17 protein-coding genes are annotated in these 20,650 nt (G+C 67.3%); 4 read left to right on the forward strand and 13 right to left on the reverse strand.

Going from position 1 to position 20,650, the window contains the following annotated elements:
* The first annotated feature begins 178 nt into the window (after positions 1 to 178).
* A complete protein-coding gene (locus ACFW3F_RS18920) occupies positions 179 to 976 on the forward strand; it encodes an SDR family oxidoreductase (RefSeq protein ID WP_388060072.1) in 798 nt (265 codons plus the stop codon).
* A gap of 45 nt (positions 977 to 1,021) precedes the next feature.
* On the opposite strand, the gene ACFW3F_RS18925 is transcribed toward ACFW3F_RS18920, so the two are convergent.
* The 10 genes from ACFW3F_RS18925 to ACFW3F_RS18970 form a co-directional block, all read right to left on the reverse strand.
* Complete coding sequence (locus ACFW3F_RS18925; RefSeq protein ID WP_388060074.1) at positions 1,022 to 1,981, reverse strand: phosphotriesterase; 960 nt, start codon at positions 1,979 to 1,981, stop codon at positions 1,022 to 1,024.
* A gap of 147 nt (positions 1,982 to 2,128) precedes the next feature.
* Complete coding sequence (locus ACFW3F_RS18930; RefSeq protein WP_388060076.1) at positions 2,129 to 3,571, reverse strand: cytosine permease; 1,443 nt, start codon at positions 3,569 to 3,571, stop codon at positions 2,129 to 2,131.
* Between the two features lie 236 nt (positions 3,572 to 3,807).
* On the reverse strand, positions 3,808 to 4,764 hold the full coding sequence (locus ACFW3F_RS18935) for an alpha/beta hydrolase family protein (RefSeq protein ID WP_388060078.1): 957 nt from the start codon (positions 4,762 to 4,764) through the stop codon (positions 3,808 to 3,810).
* On the reverse strand, positions 4,761 to 6,332 hold the full coding sequence (locus tag ACFW3F_RS18940; protein WP_388060080.1) for a hypothetical protein: 1,572 nt from the start codon (positions 6,330 to 6,332) through the stop codon (positions 4,761 to 4,763). Before ACFW3F_RS18940 ends, ACFW3F_RS18935 begins: the two co-directional genes overlap by 4 nt.
* Positions 6,333 to 6,530: 198 nt before the next feature.
* Positions 6,531 to 7,616: an MCE family protein gene (locus ACFW3F_RS18945; RefSeq protein WP_388060082.1), complete on the reverse strand. Its 1,086-nt coding sequence runs from the start codon at positions 7,614 to 7,616 to the stop codon at positions 6,531 to 6,533.
* Positions 7,617 to 8,037: 421 nt separating this feature from the next.
* Positions 8,038 to 8,877, reverse strand: a complete 840-nt coding sequence (locus ACFW3F_RS18950; RefSeq protein ID WP_388060083.1) for an HpcH/HpaI aldolase/citrate lyase family protein — start codon at positions 8,875 to 8,877, stop codon at positions 8,038 to 8,040.
* A complete protein-coding gene (locus ACFW3F_RS18955; RefSeq protein ID WP_388060085.1) occupies positions 8,874 to 10,037 on the reverse strand; it encodes an acyl-CoA dehydrogenase family protein in 1,164 nt (387 codons plus the stop codon). The genes ACFW3F_RS18950 and ACFW3F_RS18955 overlap by 4 nt, the downstream gene beginning before the upstream one ends.
* 80 nt (positions 10,038 to 10,117) lie before the next feature.
* Positions 10,118 to 11,515: an MmgE/PrpD family protein gene (locus ACFW3F_RS18960; protein ID WP_388060087.1), complete on the reverse strand. Its 1,398-nt coding sequence runs from the start codon at positions 11,513 to 11,515 to the stop codon at positions 10,118 to 10,120.
* Positions 11,512 to 12,753, reverse strand: a complete 1,242-nt coding sequence (locus ACFW3F_RS18965) for a CaiB/BaiF CoA transferase family protein (protein WP_388060089.1) — start codon at positions 12,751 to 12,753, stop codon at positions 11,512 to 11,514. The genes ACFW3F_RS18960 and ACFW3F_RS18965 overlap by 4 nt, the downstream gene beginning before the upstream one ends.
* On the reverse strand, positions 12,750 to 13,307 hold the full coding sequence (locus ACFW3F_RS18970) for a MaoC family dehydratase (protein ID WP_388060091.1): 558 nt from the start codon (positions 13,305 to 13,307) through the stop codon (positions 12,750 to 12,752). The genes ACFW3F_RS18965 and ACFW3F_RS18970 overlap by 4 nt, the downstream gene beginning before the upstream one ends.
* Before the next feature lie 259 nt (positions 13,308 to 13,566).
* Between ACFW3F_RS18970 and ACFW3F_RS18975 the strand changes: the two genes are divergently transcribed.
* The 3 genes from ACFW3F_RS18975 (at position 13,567) to ACFW3F_RS18985 (ending at position 18,807) form a co-directional block, all read left to right on the forward strand.
* Positions 13,567 to 15,645: a hydantoinase/oxoprolinase family protein gene (locus ACFW3F_RS18975; RefSeq protein ID WP_388060093.1), complete on the forward strand. Its 2,079-nt coding sequence runs from the start codon at positions 13,567 to 13,569 to the stop codon at positions 15,643 to 15,645.
* 1 nt (position 15,646) lies between these two features.
* The gene (locus ACFW3F_RS18980) at positions 15,647 to 17,467 is read left to right on the forward strand and encodes a hydantoinase B/oxoprolinase family protein (protein WP_388060095.1); all 1,821 of its coding nucleotides are present in this window, start codon (positions 15,647 to 15,649) and stop codon (positions 17,465 to 17,467) included.
* 128 nt (positions 17,468 to 17,595) lie between these two features.
* On the forward strand, positions 17,596 to 18,807 hold the full coding sequence (locus ACFW3F_RS18985; protein WP_388060097.1) for an amidase: 1,212 nt from the start codon (positions 17,596 to 17,598) through the stop codon (positions 18,805 to 18,807).
* Positions 18,808 to 18,813: 6 nt separating this feature from the next.
* Here ACFW3F_RS18985 and ACFW3F_RS18990 read toward each other — a convergent pair whose 3' ends face one another.
* The 3 genes from ACFW3F_RS18990 to ACFW3F_RS19000 form a co-directional block, all read right to left on the reverse strand.
* Positions 18,814 to 19,539, reverse strand: coding sequence for a FadR/GntR family transcriptional regulator (locus ACFW3F_RS18990; RefSeq protein ID WP_388060099.1), 726 nt, complete (start codon positions 19,537 to 19,539; stop codon positions 18,814 to 18,816).
* A gap of 250 nt (positions 19,540 to 19,789) precedes the next feature.
* Positions 19,790 to 20,224 carry a hypothetical protein gene (locus tag ACFW3F_RS18995; protein WP_388060101.1) on the reverse strand — a complete coding sequence of 145 codons (435 nt, stop codon included), beginning with the start codon at positions 20,222 to 20,224 and terminating at the stop codon, positions 19,790 to 19,792.
* A gap of 43 nt (positions 20,225 to 20,267) precedes the next feature.
* Positions 20,268 to 20,522, reverse strand: a complete 255-nt coding sequence (locus ACFW3F_RS19000; RefSeq protein ID WP_388060103.1) for a DUF2510 domain-containing protein — start codon at positions 20,520 to 20,522, stop codon at positions 20,268 to 20,270.
* Positions 20,523 to 20,650: the final 128 nt, after the last annotated feature.

A 20,650-nucleotide genomic window follows, 5' to 3' on the forward strand; every position in this document is an offset into this window, starting at 1 on the left:
GCTCGTCGCACCTCAGGGACCAGGGGTTATGCGGTTCTTTCGGATTAGGGAGCAAGGGGGCCGTCACTTCTTTTGGATCAGGCCGCAACAGGCTGAGCTCCCTTTCCCGTCGGCTGAGCCTGTCGAAGCCCCCCGTCTGGTAACTCTGGACCCACACATCGGCGATCGAAGGAGATCCATGGACGTCGCAGGCAAGGTGGCCATCGTCACGGGTGGCGGTGGGGGTATCGGCGCGGCGATCGCGCACGCACTCGTCGATGCGGGCGGGCGGGTCGTCGTCACCGATCTCGACGAGTCGGGTGCCGGTGCCGTCGCCGAGTCGTTGGGGGATGCGGCGACCGCGATCGGTGGCGACGCCTCGTCCGACGAACACATCGACGCCGCGGTTCGATTGGCAGAGAGCACTTTCGGGCCCGTCGATCTGTACTTCGCCAACGCCGGCGTGGGCGTCGGCGGTGGTGTCGACACCGAGGAGAGCGTCTGGGACCTCACCCTCGACATCAATCTCCGTGCCCACATCCGTGCCGCGCGGCGTCTGGTCCCGGGATGGGTGGAGCGCGGCAGCGGTTACTTCGTCTCCACGGCGTCGGCGGCGGGTCTGCTCACCCAGATCGGCAATGCGCCCTATTCGGTGACCAAGCATGCTGCGGTCGGTTTCGCGGAGTGGCTCAACATCACCCACGGCGACGACGGGATCCGGGTCAGTTGCCTGTGCCCGATGGGCGTCGACACCAAACTGCTCCGCCCGGACGGTGATTCGGCCACCGAGGAGCAGCGGCTGATGCAGCGCGCCGTGGAGAGCGCAGGGGCGGTACTCACCCCCGGGGCCGTGGCCGCGATCGTGCTGGAGGCCGTCGCCGACGAACGCTTCCTCATCCTGCCTCACCCGGAGGTCCTCGACATGTACCGCCAGAAGGGCGCCGACTACGACCGGTGGCTCCGCGGCATGCGGCGATACCAGACCAGCCTGCGCTGACTCCCCGGCTTGCGCCGAACCCGACGCCGACGCCGTGTCGCGCCGCTACTCGAAGTAGCGTCGCGGCACGTCGACCAGCATCGTCGTGATGTCGGCCTCGCTGACACCACGCTCCCGCAGCGCAGGCAGCACCTCTTCGCTGATGTGCCGGTAGTTCCATTTCGGAAGAGCCTGCTTCTTCGCTTCGTGATCGAACCAGTCGATGAAGCAGGCGGCATCGTGCGCGAGCGCCATCCGGTCGGCGTATCCGCGCTTGCACAATTCGGCGACAGTGTTCACCCGGTCCTCGAACGGCAGGAGGAGGTCGAGCCCGAAGCGGTCCATGCCGAGGATCGAACCCGCGTCGGCGAGCTTCATCAGGTAGTCGAGGTCGACGCTGTCGCCGGAGTGGCCGATGACCACCTTCGTCAGGTCGGCCCCCTCCTCGGCCAGCACCTTCTGGGCGACCAGACCGGACTGACTGTGCGGGTCGGTGTGGATGGTGATGGGCGCGCCGGTCTGCGCACTGGTCTGTCCGACCGCGCGCATGACGCGCTCGACACCCGGCGTCAGTCCCTGGGCTTCGATGGCGCACTTCAGGAAAGCCGCTCGCACACCGGTGTCCGCGATGCCCTCGGTGAGGTCTCTGGTGAACAGGGTGACCAGTGGCTCGGGGACGTCGAACAGCATTCCCGGTCCGGCATAGTGGAATTGGAACGGGATGTCGTTGTAGGTGTACAGGCCTGTTGCGACCACGATGTTGAGGTCGATCTGTTCGGCGATCCGTTGGATGCGCGGGATGTACCGGCCGAGACCGAGAACCGTCGGGTCGAGGATCGTGTCGATCCCGAGCTCCTTCAGTTCCGTCAGATCGCGAACCGCTTCGGCGACCTTGTCGTCCTCGTCCCAATCGTCCTGGTAGTTCTGGCGGAATTCCTCGCCGACGATGAACACGTGCTCGTGCACCAACACGTTCCCGAGGTCGCCGGAATCGATCGAGCCGGTCACGGTGTGGACGGTGGCCATGGAACCTCCTACGCAGGAGGCTGCGTTGCCTCCCACTGCGCCGAACCCTAGTCGACGCCCCGACGCGACGGGGTGCTTTCGATCGTCGTTCGGCGGGGGCTCTCGATCGTCGTTCTCATCGAGACGACCGCGCGACTCGCCCCAGGGTCATCGGGCGACGCGCGGCGCTGTGAGCGTCTCCATGGCCCAGTAGGACGTGCCGGCGACGACCGCCCCGGCAAGCCAGGACAGGTCGATCCCGCCCAGGGCGACCGCAACCGGACCCTGCAGCGCCGGCAGCATCCCGTACATGAACATCCAGGTCGCCGTGACGCCGAGCGCCAGCGCGACGAGAGCGGTCGGCCGCACCATCGGCAGGACGCTGTCGGCCGGTGCGGCGAACAGACTCTCGGCGTCGATCTGTTGCCGGGCGATCGCAAACCAGTGCACGAGAACGACAGTGCCCCAAGGGCTCAACCATCCGACGATCGACACCAACCAGAAGTCGATGGTGGTGGCGAAGTCACTGTTGAGCACGAAGTAGACGACGATCGCCATCGCCACGACGCCGATCACCACGTTCAGTACACGTCGGTCGACGCGGATGTCGAGTGCCTGCGTCGACACCGTGCACGTGTAGATGTTGAGAATGTTGGTCGCCAACGGCCCGTGGACGACGAGCAACAGAACCGGTAGTGCGAGAACGCCATAGGCGTCGACGATGATCTCGCCCGGATCGGCGGAGTCGCTCAGGGTGGCCAGGGATGCGCCCAGCACACCGAGCCAGACGACCGGGATGAACTGTCCGAGTGCGCTGGCGAGAAACAGCTTGCGCGACGGCACGTCTCGAGACACGAAGCGCGAGTAGTCGCCGGCGTAACCGAGCCACGTCAGGCCCCAGCCGATGCCGATCGCGGTCATCACCGCCGTGATCGCACCGACGTGTGCCGACCCGGTCAGTTCCGGAGCGGTCGCCCGCCCCCAGTCGACGTCGAGACCGACCCACGCGACCACGGTCATGACGAGCAGGATCGCGACGGTCGGTGGCACGGTCCATCGTTCGAAGGCGGAGATGACCCGATACCCGAACCAGGCGATCGTCACCTGCATCACCATGATGATGGCCGCGACGACGATGCGTGCGGCGTTGTTGTCCAGATCCGGGTCGACAAGCCCCATCTCACCGAGCAGCGCCATCACCAGATCGAGGACGATCCAGGTGTTGACCGCGCACCACCCCATGCAGACCAGGGCCTGGACGGCGGCGGGAACGTAGGCGCCGCGACGCCCGAAAACGGCTCGCGAGAGCACCATTCCGGTGACTCCGGTGCGTTGACCGATGACGACGAAGATACCGAAGATCGTCATGCCGATGGCGTTGCCGACGACGAGGACCGCCACCGTCTCCCACAGCCCGAGGCCCATGGTGACGCCGAGCGCGCCCAGCACCCAGTTGATCGGCGCGATGTTCGCGCCGGCCCAGATCCAGAACTGCCCGCGGACATCGTGGGTCTTGGCGGATTCGGGGATGAGTTCGAGTTCGGCCTCGGCCTGCGGGACCGAGTGGTTCGGTCCGGGTGCCGACGGGGACGCGGCGTCGAGTGCGGTCATGGAGTCCGTCCAGAGGATGTCGGCCCGATGGGTCGGGTGCGGTCACAGCGGGGCAGGGCGCGCGGCGATGCGCAGTGCATCCATACTGGTCCGGCCGCCGATCCCGCGACACCTACAGAACGTCCGTAGTCGATCGTGCGGACACAGACAGTCTGTCGGGCCGTCACCTCCGCTCGGGACGATCACTCCAGATCACGTGCGCTTTGCCCCGACAACCGGGATGAATCGCACCGGGATCAGGCCACATCCTGCACGTCGGCGGCCGACGCGCCGGTGATGATGTCGAGGACTCGCGGGTATTCGGGAGCATCCGAGGTGACCACCGACCCATGGCTGCCGCCTCGGATCAGGACGGCTTCGGCATCGCCGCCCTGTTTGACGACGGCGTCGACATAGCGCTGGGAGTTCGCCGGCGAGACCATGCGGTCGGCGGTTCCGTGGACTGCGACCACGGGGGTGTCGGGATCGATGTTCTGGATGGGATCGACCATCATGTACCGCTGCGGAACCTGGGACGGGGTGCCGCCCAGTGCCGTCACGATCCGGTCGTCGCCGTGCGTTGCCGCGTAGGTCATGTCGAGTGGGCCGGCGAGCGAGACGACGCGCGTCGGTCGGAACAGTGGCCGGGCACCGACCTCGTCGTCCTCGAGTTTGTGCCTGGTACCACCCCACACCGCGAGTTGCGCACCGGCACTGTGTCCGACGATCAACTCGTCGTCGGTGTCGATCTGCGGGTGCCGCCGATCGACGACCACGACGTGATCCAGTGCGCTCGCGACGTCGCGGAACGTCGTCGGCCATCCACCGCCCGAGCCGACGCGGCGGTACTCGACGTTGTAGACGGCCATACCCCGGCCGGCGAGATCTCGGGCCAGCGGCTCGAAGATGTCGGCGCCCAGCGCACTCTGCCACGCGCCACCGTGAACGAGGACGACGAGCGGGATCGTGTCGACCCGCTGCTCACCCGCGGGCAGATACAGCTCCGCCCAATTCTGTTCGGTGTCACCGTCATCCGGTGTGGGGTACTCGAAGCGGTGGACGGTCACCTCATCGAGGTACTCGACCGGCGCAGCGGCGGCACTGCTGCTGGTGGTCGGGGCCGCCGTCGTTCCGCTGGAACACGCGGACAGCCCCAGCACGCCGGCGACGATGACGCCCCAGGCGATGCGACCGCGACGCGACGAGGCCGTCACCGCGCGCTCAGGGGCACAGGCGTGATCGACGCGCCGCTGCGCAGGGTCGCCGGGAGAGGTCCGAATCCGGGCCACAGATTCACCGGCACCGTGACCGTCGCACCGGCGGGCAGCGAGATCGACGTCGGGCTGACCGCGATCCGATCGGTGAAGGTGTCACTGCGTTCGACCTCCAGTCGCAACCGCTGCGCGCGCCCCTCGGATCGGACAGTCACTCCGGTCGGGGAGGTGGCGCCCACCGAGACCGCCGAACCCGGGCCGATCGCCAGCTGCGTGGTCTCGGTCGACAGCGAGCGCAGTGAGTTCTCCGTCGCGACCGCGAACTCCGCGGTCGACGGCGCCGACGAGGTGACCCGCATCCCATGGCGCGCCGGGTCGGCGTCGACGACCGCGACCGCGCCCGCGGGAACCTCGAGATCGCCCATCGCCACCACACCACCGGCGCTGAGTACCGTGGCGTCGATGTCCGCGGTCCGACCCGCTTCCACCCCGTCCACGATGATCCGGAACTTGCGGTTCGCCGGGACCGTGAAGGTGCCGGTGTTGTCGTTGTTGAAGAGGATCTTCTTGTCGACGCCCGGGATCGCACGACCGGCGGGGTCGGTGACCCGCACGTCCCAGTCGACGTCACCGACACCGCGCGCGCCACCGTTGTTGTCCGACACCATGACCACGGTCTCGTCGTTGCGCAGCTCCGGATCCTGATGACGGGCCAGGATCGGCGCCAGCGGCACGAGCATCATCTTGTTGGCCGGCGAGCCCTGGAACAGCAGTGTCGGTTCCGACGGGTTGGTGGCCGTCGAGTAGTACCAGCTGTTGGCTGCCGGGTCGACGACGACCATCTTCTCGACACCGGGGAAGTTGTTGTCGTAGACCACGATGCCGCGCTTGCCCTGCCCGAGGTCGCGGATGGCGATCGGGTTGATGGCGTGTCCGGCGCTCTGCTCCTCGTCGGTGTAGATCGCCAGCACGTAATTGTCGTTGCGCGCCCACGCCGAGCGCAGTCGAGACAGTGCCTGGGTGACCGTGACCTCCGACTCGAGGAGGTCGGTGGGCGGGAAACCCTGCGTGATGAACATTCGCGCGATGAGCTCGTCCAGCGGCGCCGACGGGCCGATGCTGTAGACGGACTGCCACGGCATCGCGAGCGGGAACGGGTTCAACCGTTTGGTGGCATACAGTCCGGCCAGCGCGGCCATCCCGAAACAGTGCCCACCCGCCATCGACTCGTTGAACTCCTGCTGCACGACTTCGGCGACCGTCGTCGGCGAGCACACGCCGAAGACGATGCGAGCGCACACCTCGTCACCGAAGACCGCACGCATACCCTCGATGCTCAAACCGCGCGTGTGCAGGGCGTCGTTCGGCCCCCAGTTCTCGAACGAGAAGCCGTCTCGCTTGACCTGGAAATCCGCCTGGGCGACGAGCTTCCCGGCTTTGGGATTCACCACGGGCGCAGCCTCGGAGGGGCCGGTCGCGACGATCGACAGGCCCGCGGCCACCGCCAGCACCAGCGCCGACACCGCAAGACGAATCGACAACCGTGCACCGCGTGAGCCTCTGAGCATCGCTAAACACTAGCGGACATTTCAGACATGCCCAGTGGAGCCGATGAATTCACCGGATACATATCGAGAACACGTCTCGAAATCGTCGTTCCACCCTTTCGGGAATGCGTCGAAACGGCGGGCGCGCACATACCGACGATGCAGTTCGAGACCGGCCTGAAACCGGGCGGGGTTGTCGAACAACACGAATCACCGGGATCAGCGACAGACCACCGAGTGCTTTGTGCCGCCGATCTGCGTGATGATCCCCGGAGGAATCAACACGTCGCCGAGTGAGATGTCGAGATCGCACGCATAGAACTTCACGTAACTGCCCTCGCCGACGACTTTGGCGATGGAGCCGAGGAAGATCGGCATCACCTGCGCCATCCGATCCAGCCGGGCACCGTTGTCGATCAGCGTGCGTGTCGCGACACTCGCATCGACCGCACTGTCGGACAACGATTGCCGGCTCCGCCCGAGCACGTCGGCGAACCCCTCGGCGGTCCGGCCGAGGTCTGTCGTCGCTCGACCGAATGCCGCGGAGTTCGTGTTCAGGTTCTCGATCAGGCGGCCGAGGCTGTCGACGACGACACCGACGTCATCGCCCTGCCGGGCCAGGTCTCGCATGACCGCGCTCAGATTCGCGATGACCGCACCGATGACGACATCCCGGTTTGCCATGTCCTCGGCGAGTCTCCCGACCTCGGAGACCGTGCGGCTCAACGACACCCCGTCGCCCTGGAATGCCTGCAGCAGTCCCTCGGACAGCGCATTGACCTGATCGGCGTCGAGGGTGTCGAAGACCGGCTGAAAGCCCGCGAGCAACGTGGTGACATCGAAGGAGTCCTCGGACGGCTGGACCAGCTCCGCCCCGGGCGCCAGTGGTACGGGACGTACTCCGGAGGCCGGCGTCAGCGACACATATCGCTGTCCGATCAGGTTCTGGTAGCGGATCGCCGCCTTCGTCGCCCTCGTCACCGTCTGCTCGTTGCCGACGGCGATGCGCACCCGGGCCCGGTCACCGTCGCGTGAGACGTCTTCGACTCGCCCCACTCGGACTCCGGCGATCCGTACGTCATCGCCGCCGAACAGGCCCGAAGCGTCGTCGAAGAATGCCGTGTAGGCGGTGGTCGATCCCGGCACGGTGCGTTGCAGGGTGGACCACACGACATACGTGGCGGTCAGCGAGAGGACGACGAAGACGGACAGGCCGACCAGTCGACGATGCTGGGTCCTCTCGGGGACAAGCCGGTCCGACGCGACCGATCGCAAGAGTTTCCGCAGCGCCATCGACACCCCCATCGGGCACAAGTCTGTACCACATGTACTGGTACCGGACTGTGCCAGATAGTCGGGACGAGTGTCAATGATCACAGCACCGGCGGAGTTCCGCCGGTGTGTGCACCTCCGGGCCTCGCGCTTTGTCACCCAACGACACAGCCGCCGGCCACTCGTGAGAGCGGCCGGCGGCTGATTCGACTCTTGCTTTCGGAGAGGTCCGTCAGCCGAGAAACCTATCGGCCTCGGTGGTCCCCGTCCGGGCTCCTACTTGACGCCGGAGAACACGTACTGAAGTACCGCCAGCGCCAACTCGTTGTCCTGAATCGCTTGCCACAAGATGTTGTCCACCATGTTCGTCTCCGTTTCGGTGTTCGCGCGAGGGGTCGGGTCCGATATCCCGAGCAGGAAACCGTGGAGTCACCCCGACCCGGCGCTCCCGATCCTACGTCGCCTGTCGGGCCAGGGTTCTGCGGGCGATCCGCGCAACCGCCTCGTCGATGAGGCGCCCGGAACTGTCGGTGGCCGCAGCGCCACCCGCCGCGTCGAAAGCGGACAGGACATCACGGGCCGTCGCGACCTCGGACTCCGACGGAGCCATGCCCGCTCGCGCGGGAGCGATCTGGCGTGGATGGATGCAGGCTCGTCCGAAGAAGCCGAGGCCGGTGAGCTGCCGGGTCTCCACCTCGAAAGCCTCGTCGTCCCCGATCGCCGGCGACGCCGCGGCCAGGGGTGGACCGATCCCGGCGGCTGCCGATGCCGCCACCACTTGCGAACGTGACCAGAGCAATTCGTTGCCGACCACAGGCGACACCCCGAGGTCCGCGGCGAGGTCGACCTCGCCGATCTGGACGAACACCACCCGCGGGCCGGCCGCGATCGACACCGCGTTGCACAGACCGGCACCGGTCTCGATGAGCGGCGACACCGGCGTCCGCGGGCACCCGAACTCGGACTCCAGTTCGGTCAACAAGCCGTGCACGCGGTCGAGGGTCGTCGCGTCCTCGACCTTCGGCAACCAGACGCCGTCGGCGCCGGCCCGGACCGCCATCGTCAGGTCGTCGAGCAACTCGGGTCCCGGGTTCACCCGGACCCAGGCGGCCACACCTGCGCGGTCCCGGTTCGCGAGCCACTCGCCCACCGCGATCCGCGCGGTCTCCTTCGCCGACAACGGAACCGCGTCCTCGAGGTCGAGCACAATCGCGTCGGCGCCCGAGCCCGCCGCCTTGTCGAAGCGCTCCGGCCGGTCCCCCGGGACGTACAGGAAGATCAGCGCCGGGTTCATCCGACCGTGACGGTGCCGTTGACCAGGGCCTTGGCGATGACGGTCCGCATGATGTCGTTGGTGCCCTCACCGATCGACATCAGCGGTGCGTCCCGGTAGTAGCGCTCGACGTTGAACTCGGTCGAGTAGCCGTAACCGCCGTGGATGCGCATCGCCTCGAGGCTCGCGGTGATCGCCGTCTCCGACGCGAAGTACTTGGCCATCCCGGCCTCACCGTCGACGCGGGCCCCCGAATCTGCCTTGGCCGCAGCCCAGTACGTCATCAGGCGAGCGGCCTGCAGCTGGGTGGCGATGTCGGCGAGCTTGAGCTGGATGGCCTGGAAGTCCGAGATCGGCTTGCCGAAGGCGGTCCGCTCTCGCGAGTAGTTCAGCGCCGCGTCGTACGACGCCTGCGCGATGCCGACACTGCGTCCGGCGATGTTGAGGCGACCGATCTCCAGGCCCGAGAGCGCCTGCTGCATACCACGGCCCTCGACGCCGCCGAGCAATGTCGACTGCGGGACGCGCACCTCGTCGAGGAAGATCTCGCAGGACTCGGTGCCCTTGTAGCCGAGCTTGCCCAGATCGCGCTGGACCTCGAACCCGGGGGTGGTGGTGTCCACCAGCAGAATGCTCATGCCCTTGTGGGCAGGCGACGTCGACGGGTCCGTTTTCACCAGCACCGGAAGCACATTCGCGTGACGTGCATTGGTGATCCAGGTCTTGGTCCCGCGGATGACGTAGTCGTCGCCGTCCTTGGTGGCGGTCGTCGAGATGCCCTGCAGGTCGGTGCCCGCCCCCGGTTCGGTGAGGCCGATGCCGGTGCGGCATTCGCCGGTCGCCAGCCGGGGCAGCCACTGTTGCTTCTGGTCCGCGGTGCCGTGCCGGGCGATCATCCAGCAGGCCAGATTGTGGCTGCCGAGGATTCCGGCGATACCCATCCAGCCGCGGGCGAGCTCCTCGTAGACGAGGGTGAACGACACCATGTCGAGTTCGAGTCCGCCGAACTCCTCCGGTGTGGTGATGCCGAACAACCCCATCTCACGCAGTCGGTCGACGATCTCGGTGGGATACCGTCCGGTTCGCTCCCATTCGTTCGCGACCGGCATGATCTCCTTGTCGACGAGCTGGCGCAGGGCGGCGCGGAAGTCGCGCTGTTCGGAGTTGAAGCTGAAATCCATTGGGTGATCCTTGATCTGAGAGATTGGCTGAAGAGGACCGCGGCGGGTTCTGGGTCTCGGCGCAGGTGGCCGGCCGGTTATCAGCCGGCGACGACGGCGGCCGCGAGGGCCAGAATCGGCCGGACAGACGGTGCGTCGCACAGACCGAAGACCGCGTCGACCAGAGCCTCCGCGTCATCTCCTCCGGCGCTGCTGTTCCCGACACTGTTGCCCCGGAACTTGTCGGCGACCGCGTCGTCATCCATGGGCTGTCCCGATGTCCCGCGGCTGCACGGCACCTCGCCGATGATCCGGTTGCCGTCGTCGAAGGTGATGACCGCCCGGCCGGCGGCGTCGGCGGCCGGGCGATCATCGGGTACGGACACGACCTCGACCAGACCGGCGGTCGCGGCGACCTCCGGTCGGCCGATCGACTTCCCGGAGTAGGTGTCCACGGTGACGGCGCCATAGTGGACGAGCGCCGCGACGCTCCACGGCAGATCGAACTTCGCGTCGTAGACGCTGCGCGGGGCCCGGGTACCCGTCCCGGGTCCGCACACGATCTCCAGGCTGTCGGGGTGGACGTCGACGGTGATCGCGGTGATCCGCGTCGGCGAGATGTCGACTCCCTGCTCACGTGCTGCGTCGAGCACAGCACCGACGGCGTCGAGCGCGGCGTGCATGAGCTGGCAGCTCGGGTACGGCTTGATGCCGATACGCGCACTCTCCCAGCGTGTTCCGAGGTCCGCGACGATCACATCCGGGTCGATGTCGCGGTCGGCGAGAGCGCGATAGAGTCCGCGCCTGCCCTCGAGTACCGACTCCGGGCCGCTGGCGCCGGCCATGGCCAACCGAGCGGCCAGGACACCACTGAATCCGGCGTTGCCCGGGTGCAGGGTCTTGGTGTTCGCGCCGGTGTCGAGGAACTCGAGCAGTCCGCCCGACGACGACGCGGCGATGCCGATCGCGTCGGTGAGCGCATCGGTGTCGGCACCGTAGAGCAGTCCGGCGGCGACGGCACCGGCGAGCGGACCGACGACCGCGGTGGCGTGCAACCCGCGGGAATGGAAACCATGAGGCGCGGCCGCGCCGAGACGACAGGCCACTTCGAGGCCGGCCACCAGCGCGGTCACCGCCTGCGCCCCGGTGGCGCCGACCTCCTCGGCGACCGCCAGCACCGCCGGGGCCACCACCGTGGTCGGGTGCACCAGCGCGCCGGCGTGCGTGTCGTCGAAGTCGAGCGCGTGCATCAGAACACCATTGGCGAACGCCGCCGCCGGGGCGGAGATGGCCTCGGAGTCACCGAGGGGATGGGCTTGCGCCGGACCGCCGAGCCCGCGAGCGACCGACAGGCCCGGGCCTCCCTGGTCGCGCCGGCGGGCGCCGATGCCGTTTCCGATTCCGTCCAGCAGGTGCCGGAGTGCGGCGCGACGGGTGTCCTCGGGAATGGCGTCGATGCTCAGGCCGGTGGCCCAACTCGCGAGCCGGCGAGCGGTCACGACGAGGCCTGACCAGAAGCGCTGTGGCCGGCGGAGGCCTGGGCGATCGCGCCGAACGCACCGCCGTCGACGAGACCACTGATGTCCTCGGCGCTGTATCCCAGCAGACTCATCACCTCGTCGAAGTTCTCGTTGCGATGTGGTGCCCGACGATACTCGGGCTGCTCGGCGCCGAAGCGCACCGGTGAGGTCACCTGGCGCACCTCGCCCCACACCTCGTGTTCGGTCGTCGCGATGAGTCCACGCGCCAGCGTGTGCTCCTCGGTGAGTGCCTGCTCGACGTCGTTGATCGGCCCGGTGGGCACACCGGCCGCGGTCAGCAGCGATACCCAGTGATCGACCGAGGCTTCGGCAAACCGCTTCTCCAACAACGGGAGCAGCTCGTCCTTGTGCTGCCCGCGGGCGGCGAAGTCGGTGAATCGCGGATCGTCGAGCAGCTCGGCCAGTCCGATCGCCTCGGCGAGACGCACCCAGAACTTCTCCTTGGCACAGCCGACGACAAACCAGCCGTCGGCGGCCTCGAAGGCCTGGAACGGGACGAGGGAGGGATGTGCGGAGTTCTTGGTCCGTCCGGGCTGGTAGCCGGCGTTGAGGTGCCAGGCCGCCGGGTAGGTGAGCATCGAGACCGCGGTGTCGTAGAGAGACACGTCGCAGTCGCCACCGATGCCGTCGCGCCGGGCTGCGTGCAGGCCGGCCAGCAGACTCAGCGCGGCGACGAATCCACCGGAGAAATCCACTAGGGACAGACCGGATTTGGTGGGTGGGCCATCAGGATCGCCGGTGAGATCCATCCAGCCCGCGAGACCTTGCAGGATGTAGTCGTACCCGGGCTGTTTCGCCCGCGGGCCGGTCATCCCGAAACCGGTGAGACTGCAACACACGATCGCCGGGTTGAGGTGCTTCAGGTCGTCGTAGGTGATCTTCATCTTCGCCGGGACGTCCCCGCGCAGGTTCGAGTAGACGGCGTCGCTGGTGCGCACGAGATCTTCGAAAACCCGACGCCCACCCGGTGTCCCGAGGTCGAGGGACAGGCTGCGCTTGTTGCGGTTGAAGGTCTCGAAGAAGAGCGAGTCCTCGCCGGCGTTGTACGGGGGGACGTACCGGCCGACGTCGCCGCCGGACTTCGGCTCCTCGATCTTCAGCACGTCGGCGCCGAGGTCGGCGAGATGGACGCTGCCGAACGGGCCCGCGCCGTACTGCTCGATGGCGATGATGCGGACGTCCTCGAGCGGCCTCATCGGGCGATCTCCGCCGAGTTCTCGGCGGTCAGCTCGGTGAGCGACGGCGCCTTGACCTCGGGGAAGTAGTTCTGACCGATCCCGCTCTCGCGGGTCGCGACCATCACCGAACGCTTCCAGGAGATGACGACCTCGCCGTCCTGGTTGATGCCGCGGGTCACCATCGACACGATCCCCGCGTAGGGACGGGACTGGGACAGACGCAGGTCGGTGCAGATGCTCTCGGCGTAGATGGTGTCGCCGACGTACACCGGGTGCGCCAGCTTGACGTCGGTGAACTGCAGGTTGGCCACCGCGTTCTGGCTCATGTCGATCACCGAGAGCCCGAGCACCAGGGCGATGGTCAGCCCCGAGTTCACGATGACCTTGCCGTCGGTGATGGGATTCTGCCGGGCGAGGTGCTCGTTGAAGTGGTTCTGGTTGGTGTTCATCGACAGGCATGTGATCCACGCGTTGTCGGTATCGGTGATGGTGCGACCCATCGGGTGTTGGTAGACGTCGCCCACGACGTAGTCCTCGAAGAAGCGTCCGAGCGTGGCGGGATGGGTGGTCAATGGTCCTCCTCAGGGTGCGGCGTCGTGGAGAGCAGACAACGAGCCGTGACGCGGACCACCATAAACATCTGATCTTTACGACGTCAAGGTCCGGATCAACCTGGCGATACCTCGAATTTACATCCAGGTGTTGCCGAAACCATCCGATGTATTGCATGATGCTCCGGAGCGCAGCTATGGCTCAGATCACTCCCGTCATCGGGTGCGAACACTGCTGAAGACGTCGGGGTGACGGCATGGACAGAGGAAGCGAGTTTCGATGAAGCGAATCGGCGTGGATGTGGGCGGCACGTTCACCGACCTGGTCCTGTGGGACGACGACGGGACGGTCACGGTGCACAAGACGCCGTCGACCAACCACGATCCCTCGATCGGCACGATGGACGGGATCGGGGTGCTCGCCGAACGCGCGGGCATCGACGTCGCCGACATCGAGATGTTCTTCCACGGCACCACCGTGGCCACCAACATCGTGCTGGAGCACAACGGCAGCGACGTCGGCATGATCACCACCGACGGCTTCCGGGACATCCTGCACATCGCGCGTAAGAAGCGCCCCCTGAACTACTCGAACTACCAGGATCTGCCCTGGCAGAAATGGCAGCTCGTGCCGCGCCGCAACCGGCGCACGGTCGCCGAGCGGATGGATGCGGCCGGCAACGTGCTGACCCCGCTCGACGAGGACGCCGTCCGCCGCGAGGTCACCCTGCTCCGTGAACGCGGGGTCGAGGCCATCGCGGTCGCCTTCCTGCACGCATACCGCAATCCCACGCACGAGCAGCGCGTGCGCGAGATCATCGCCGAGGAGTACCCCGGTGTCTTCGTCTCGCTCTCCAGCGACGTCGCGTCGCAGTACCGCGAATACGAGCGCTTCTCCACCACGGCCCTCAACGCCTTCGTCGGTCCCAAGACCTCCCGCTACATCGAGAACCTCGCCGGCAAGGCGAAGGACGCTCAGGTCGGCGAGGACGTCCATCTCATGACGTCCGCCGGCGGTCTCGTCACGTCGCGCAGCGCGAGCGAGGTGCCCGTCTCGCTGCTGACCAGCGGCGTCGTCGCCGGTCTGCTCGGCGGCTGCTTCATCGGCAAGGCGTCGGGATATCCCAGTGTCATCACGCTCGACGTCGGCGGTACGTCGGCCGACATCGGCGTCGCACCCGACGGCAAGCTCCGTATGAAGCACCTGCTCGACACCCGCATCGGCGACTACCACGCGATGGTCCCGATGGCCGAGGTCGACACCATCGGTGCCGGCGGTGGCTCGATCGCCAGCATCGACGAGGGCGGCATGTTCCGCGTCGGACCGCGCAGCGCGGGGGCCATGCCCGGACCGGCCTGTTACAACCGCGGCGGCACCGAGCCCACCTCGACCGACGCGATGGTCGTCATGGGCTGGCTCCGCGAGGACAGCTTCCTGTCGGGAACCATGGAGGTCAAGACCGAACTCGCCACCGAGGCCGTCCAGACCCACATCGCCGACAAACTCGGCGCCGACATCGAACACGCCGCGATGGGTATCTTCCAGATCCTCGCGCACTCGATGACCGAGGCCATCTCGCTGCACTCGGTACGCAAAGGCTATGACCCGCGTGAGTTCTCGCTGGTCGCCGAGGGCGGCGCCGGCCCCCTGTACGCATGGCAGATCGCCGAGCACCTCGGCATCCCCCGCGTCATCGTCCCGGGCCATCCCGGCATCACCTCCGCGGTCGGACTGCTGACCACCGACGTACGCTACGAGGTCCCGACCACCGTGTGGACCTCCTCGGCCGAGCCCGATCTCGATCTGCTGCGGCGTGAGATGGACCGCCTCTCCGAGCAGGCGGTCGCCCAGCTACGCGCCGACGGCATCGCCGACGACGCGATCACCCTCGAGCGCAGCGTCGACTGTCGTTATGTCGGACAGGGTTACGAGCTGCGGGTACCGGCTCCCGCCGGTGGGATCACGGCCGAATGGGTCGAGCAGACCGCGGCCACCTTCCACGAGGTCCACGGCCGCACCTACTCGCAGCGGTTCGACGACAAGCCGGTCCAACTGGTCAACATCCGCGTGACCGGCGTCGGGGCGGTCGAGCACATCCGCATCGCCGAGATCGAGAAGAGCGACGCCGACGCGTCCGGGGCCATCAAGGCCACCACCCGGGCACTGTTCTGGAAGAACGACTCGGCCGATCCCGAATGGGTCGACACCCCCATCTACGACCGCGCACTCTTCAAGGCGGGCAACACCTTCGACGGTCCCGCGATCGTCCAGCAGTTCGACTCGACGACCATCGTCGGCATCGGACAGAAGGCCACGGTCGACGCCGTCGGTCACATCATCATCGAGAGGAGCGCCTGACATGGCGAAAGCTCTGATGCCCACGGACGGCGTTTCGCTTGCCGCCGAGGCCAACCGGACCTGGAACACCGTCGAGGTCGATCCGATCACCCTGCGAGTCATCGGTGGTGCACTCAACTCGATGGCCAAGGAGATGGCCCAGGTCCTCTACCGGATGGCGTACTCCAGCCTGATCCGCGAGTCCGAGGACCTCGGCGCCGGGATCTTCGACGTCAACGGACGTGAACTGTGCGAGTCGGATTCGACGCCGATGCACTGCGGGTCGATCCCCGCCTACATCCGCGGCGTCAACCGCAAGCTCGCCGGCACGTACAAGCCGGGTGACGTGATCCTGCACAACCACCCGTATCACGGCGCAGCCCACTCCCCCGACTACGGCGTGATCATCCCGATCTTCTGGGAGGGTGAGCACATCGGTTTCGCCGGTTGCACCGGACACGTCTCCGACATCGGTGGCAACTTCCCCGGCCTGTGCATGGACGTCGTCGACGTCTGGGCCGAGGGCAAGCTGATGGACTCGATGAAGATCTACGACGGCGGTGTCCGCAACGACATGCTGATCCAGCACATCCTGGACAACGTGCGGACCCCGGAACAGAACCGCGGCGACCTCGAGGCCCTGATCGCGTGTTCGCGGATCGGCGAGAAGCGGTTCGTCGAACTGCTCGAGAAGCACGGGCTCGACGTCGTCATGAGCGCCGCCGACCGCTGGATGGACTACTCGGAAGAGATGCTGCGCAGCCGGATCCGGCAGATTCCCAACGGCAGCTACGAAGCACCGATCGGCTACCTCGACGACGACGGCAAGAACCGCGGTGTGCCGCTGAAGGTCGCGGTGCGCGTGCAGATCGAGGACGAGGACGTCCTCATCGACCTCACCGGTTCCAACGACCAGGTGCCGACGGCGTTCAACGTGCCCTTCGAGGGTTCGGTGCTGCCCGTCGCGGTGAGCGCGATCCGCACGATCCTGCTCGACGAGCACCTGACCGAGGAGTTCGTCCCACAGAACGACGGCTGTTTCCGTCCGGTCCGGGCATACGCACCCGAGGGATCGATCTTCAACCCCGACTTCCCGGCGTCGTGCTTCGCTCGGTTCTCGCAGGTCAACCGCATCTTCGACTCGATCAACCTGGCGCTCGCGCCGGTGCTGCCCGAGCGAGCGATCGCCGGGTCGTCGGCGGCGCTGTGTGCCATCGCCTACTCCGGGCTGGCCGAGGACGGCGAGTCGTACTGGGTGTACATCGAGATCAACGAGGGTTCCTACGGTGCCCGCAACGGCAAGGACGGCATGGACGCCGTCGACGCCCTGATGGCCAACACCCGCAACAACCCGATCGAGGAGCTCGAGCTCAACCACGCGATGCGTGCCGAACGCTACGAGCTCCGCGACGAGTCACCGGCACCCGGGCGGTGGCGGGGCGGCATCGGCAGCGTGCGGACCTGGTACATGCAGACCGACACGTTCCTCGGTTCCGAGGCCGACAACCGCACCGACCCGCCCGCCGGCGCTCTCGGCGGCGGCGACGGTGCATCGGGTTCCTTCATCCGTAACCCCGGCACCCCCGAGGAAGAAGTGCTGTTCTCCAAGGTGACCCAGGAGGTCATCCGCGAGGGCGAACGCCTCGAGATCCGGATGCCGTCGGGCGGCGGCTTCGGCGACCCGTTCCTGCGCGATCCGTTCGCGGTGCTCTCCGACGTGTGGGACGAGTACCTGTCGGCGGAGGAGGCGCGCCAGGACTACGGTGTCGTCGTGAACACCGACGACTGGACCGTCGACGCAGCGGCCACCGATCTGCTGCGCTCGTCGCGGGTGGCGTCCTGAGCAGTGACTTCGGAGGGGCCGGTGACTCTGTCGCCGGCCCTTCCGGCGTCGGTGACATTCCGCCCGCTCGCTCCGCTCCCGGCGCGGGCGGAAGCCCCTCTGCCGAAATCGTCTCGGTCGCTGAGCAATTGAACACGGTCATCTCGTGGGTGCCCGAGCAGGTCGGCATCGACCCCGGGGTTGCGTCCGGCCCGCTGTCCGGCGTGCGGATCGGGGTGAAGGACAACATCGAGGTCGGCGGGGTGCTGTCCACCTGCGGGTCGGAGTACTTCGCCGATCGGGTGGCCGAATCCGACGCCGCCTGCGTCCGCGCGCTGAAGCGTGCGGGCGCGGCGATCACGTCGACGCTGAACCTCGCCGAGTTCGCCGTCGGGGTGACGAGTCAGAACTCGGCGTCGGGCGGGTCGGTGAACCCTTGGGATGCGTCCCGGGTGCCGGGCGGCTCGAGCGGCGGGTCGGGCGTCGCGGTGGCGGCCGGGATCGTCGACGTGGCGCTGGGTACGGACACCGGCGGGTCCATCAGGTTGCCCGCCGCGTGCTGTGGTGTGACCGGCCTGCGGCCATCGGTCGGCATGCTCGACATGACCGGGATCTTCCCGGTCAGCGCGGATTTCGACACTGTCGGACCTCTGGCACGTTCGGCGGCACAGGTGCGCGAGACGTTCGCGGTACTCGCCGGCGCCGACCCGGAACCCGTGCGGACCGGGCCGCTCCGCATCGCGCTGCCGTGGCCGTTCGTCACCGACGAGGTCGACCCGGCAATACGCGATGCGGTGGTGACCGTCGCGGACCTGCTTCGCGAACTGGGCCACAGCGTCGTGAACGTGCCGGTGCCGCAGAGCGAGTCGGCTCAGGACGTCGTGTACACGCTCATCTACTCGGATCTGGCGAAGATCCACGCTGAGCGTCTACTGGACGAACCCGGCCTGTTCCAGTCGGCAACACGCGAACGGATTCGACTGGGCCTGAGCATCTCCGACGATCAGGTAGCCCATGCGAAGCGACAACGAGACGTGTTCCGAGCGGCCACGACAGCGCTCTTCGAGGAGGTCGACGTGGTGCTCACCCCGGCGATGCCGGTGGACGTCCCACACCTCGGAGGCGGTGATGCCGTTGTCGCGCAGGCGCGTCGAATGGGACAGCTGACCTATCCGTGGTCGTTGCACGACGGACCGACGCTCGCCCTCCCGGTGGGTGTTCATCCGTCCGGTATGCCCACAGGCGCACAGATGACCGCGGTGAGGGGTGGCGAGGGCACGCTCTTCGTTCTCGCCGAACAGTTCCAGAAGCACACCGACTGGCATCGACGACTTCCGCCGGTGCGGGTCGGTGCGAGCTGAGTCTGCTCAACCCTGCCGTCTGAGCAGGTCCATCTGTTTGTAGACGTCCCCGAGGTGGTCGAGGTGGCGACGCATGAGCGTCATCGCGGTCATGGAATCCCGCTTCTCGACCGCCTCGAGGATGGCGCGGTGGTCCTCGTCGACGCATTTCCAGAAGTCCTCGGGTGCGGTGTCGCGGCTGAACCGGCTCCCGATCACGCGGAAGACCGGCACGGTGATCAGGTCGAGCAGCGGGTTGTCCGCGGCCCGGAGCAGCACGCGATGGAATTCCTGGTTGTTGGCGTAGACCTCGGGACCGATCTCGCCGGTCGGATCGAAGATGGTGGCGCGCAACTCTTCCAGGTGTGTGTCGGTGTGGCGATACGCGGCCACCCCGGCGGCGGGCACCTCGGTGAGTTGCCGGACCTCCATCAGCTGGTCGACGGTCACCCCCTCGGCCGCGGCGAGCAAGGTGACCCCGGCTTCGAGGTGGGCACTCAGCTGGCTGATGTCGGGGGTGGCGACGAAGGTCCCGCCCGTGACCCCCCGCGTGGTGTGGACCAGGTTCTCACTGGCAAGCGATCGGATGGCCTCCCGAACGGTGCTCTGCCCCACCCCGAACTCGGCCCGCAGGTCCGTATCGGGTGGCAACCGCGTACCTGGTGTGAGTTCACCCGCCAGGATCCGCACCCGGAGCGCGTCGGCCACGACCTGGTACGCCGGGCGCCGGGGAGACTTATTCGCTTCCGTCACAACATGTTCCGATCGTGTATGGGTGTGACCCAACTTACCAGATCGACGATGCGGGGACGCCGCTGCGGCAAGGGTTTTCGGATGCCCTCGCCGCCGGTGGACCGCCGGCGTCCGCGCACTTGCAGACCTCGTCGCTGCACCGGATGATCGAAATGCGCCCCTGATTTCGACCCGCCAGCGGCTCACCGACGACATATCGTCCTCGGCGCCGTGCTGGTGGGCGGGTTTCAGGGGCGCATCTCGATAGGGGTCAGGTCGCGCCCACCAGGACCGCGGCCCCGAGCCAGACGAGCGCGACCACCTTCACGACTTCGAAGCCGACGTAGACGAAGTGGGCGTGACTGCGAGGTCCTTCGTGTCCTGCGAGAACCGCGTCGGATCGTTTGGTCAGCGCCGGTCGCACAGCCACCAGCTGAACGACGAGCACGGCGATCGCCACGCCGGCCGCGATCGGTTCGGCGAGACCCGCCCACGACCCCAGCACGACGGTGATCAGAATGCCCACAGCCCAGAGGATCTCGGCCGCGTTCAGCGCCCGGAACACCAACCGGCCGATGCCCAGACCGATGGGGAGGGTCACCCCGGGCGCCCGGAACTTCAGCGGTGCCTCGATGAACGAGATCGCGAACACCATGCCGAGCCAGAGAAAGGTCAGCGCGGTGACGACAGCGCCCGCCGTGCTCATCGAGCGCCGGTTCGCAGATACCGATCAGAACAGGGAACGGCGGTCACGCGTGTGCGTCCGGGCGACTACTCGGCGGCGGTGCCGCGGGCCGGGTGTGAGCGGTCCAGGTCTGACCGTCGTGGTAGCGGTCCGCATTCGGGTTCTGCGGGTCCGGGTACCACCCACCCGCGGTTCCGACGGCGCCGTCACCGGCCGATCTCTTCGATCTGCGCGACACGAGCACGACGATTCCGGCGATACCGGCACCGAGAACGGCCAGCAGCACCAGCAGGACGACGAGCGCCAGGATGATCGACATGTATGCACGGTACCGAGCGCGGCGGGTGAGGCCACGGCGTCCGCGCCGACTCGGCTCGGGTTCCGTCGAACGACGGACCCGCCGGTACCGGATTGTCAGACGGCAAGCGTCGTCGGATCGGTGGCGAG

This window comes from Gordonia sp. NPDC058843, assembly GCF_042743165.1.
In the GTDB taxonomy this organism is placed as follows: Bacteria; Actinomycetota; Actinomycetes; order Mycobacteriales; family Mycobacteriaceae; genus Gordonia.

Bases quoted from the DNA above. Each gene is read 5' to 3' on its own strand.
- ACFW3F_RS18955 (WP_388060085.1), bottom strand. From the start codon at position 10,037: ATGGATTTCAGCTTCAACTCCGAACAGCGCGACTTCCGCGCCGCCCTG.
- ACFW3F_RS18940 (WP_388060080.1), bottom strand. From the start codon at position 6,332: ATGCTCAGAGGCTCACGCGGTGCACGGTTGTCGATTCGTCTTGCGGTG.
- ACFW3F_RS18930 (WP_388060076.1), bottom strand. From the start codon at position 3,571: ATGACCGCACTCGACGCCGCGTCCCCGTCGGCACCCGGACCGAACCAC.
- ACFW3F_RS18945 (WP_388060082.1), bottom strand. From the start codon at position 7,616: ATGGGGGTGTCGATGGCGCTGCGGAAACTCTTGCGATCGGTCGCGTCG.
- ACFW3F_RS18995 (WP_388060101.1), bottom strand. From the start codon at position 20,224: ATGAGCACGGCGGGCGCTGTCGTCACCGCGCTGACCTTTCTCTGGCTC.
- ACFW3F_RS18965 (WP_388060089.1), bottom strand. From the start codon at position 12,753: ATGAGGCCGCTCGAGGACGTCCGCATCATCGCCATCGAGCAGTACGGC.
- ACFW3F_RS19000 (WP_388060103.1), bottom strand. From the start codon at position 20,522: ATGTCGATCATCCTGGCGCTCGTCGTCCTGCTGGTGCTGCTGGCCGTT.
- ACFW3F_RS18925 (WP_388060074.1), bottom strand. From the start codon at position 1,981: ATGGCCACCGTCCACACCGTGACCGGCTCGATCGATTCCGGCGACCTC.
- ACFW3F_RS18975 (WP_388060093.1), top strand. From the start codon at position 13,567: ATGAAGCGAATCGGCGTGGATGTGGGCGGCACGTTCACCGACCTGGTC.
- ACFW3F_RS18950 (WP_388060083.1), bottom strand. From the start codon at position 8,877: ATGAACCCGGCGCTGATCTTCCTGTACGTCCCGGGGGACCGGCCGGAG.
- ACFW3F_RS18920 (WP_388060072.1), top strand. From the start codon at position 179: ATGGACGTCGCAGGCAAGGTGGCCATCGTCACGGGTGGCGGTGGGGGT.
- ACFW3F_RS18980 (WP_388060095.1), top strand. From the start codon at position 15,647: ATGGCGAAAGCTCTGATGCCCACGGACGGCGTTTCGCTTGCCGCCGAG.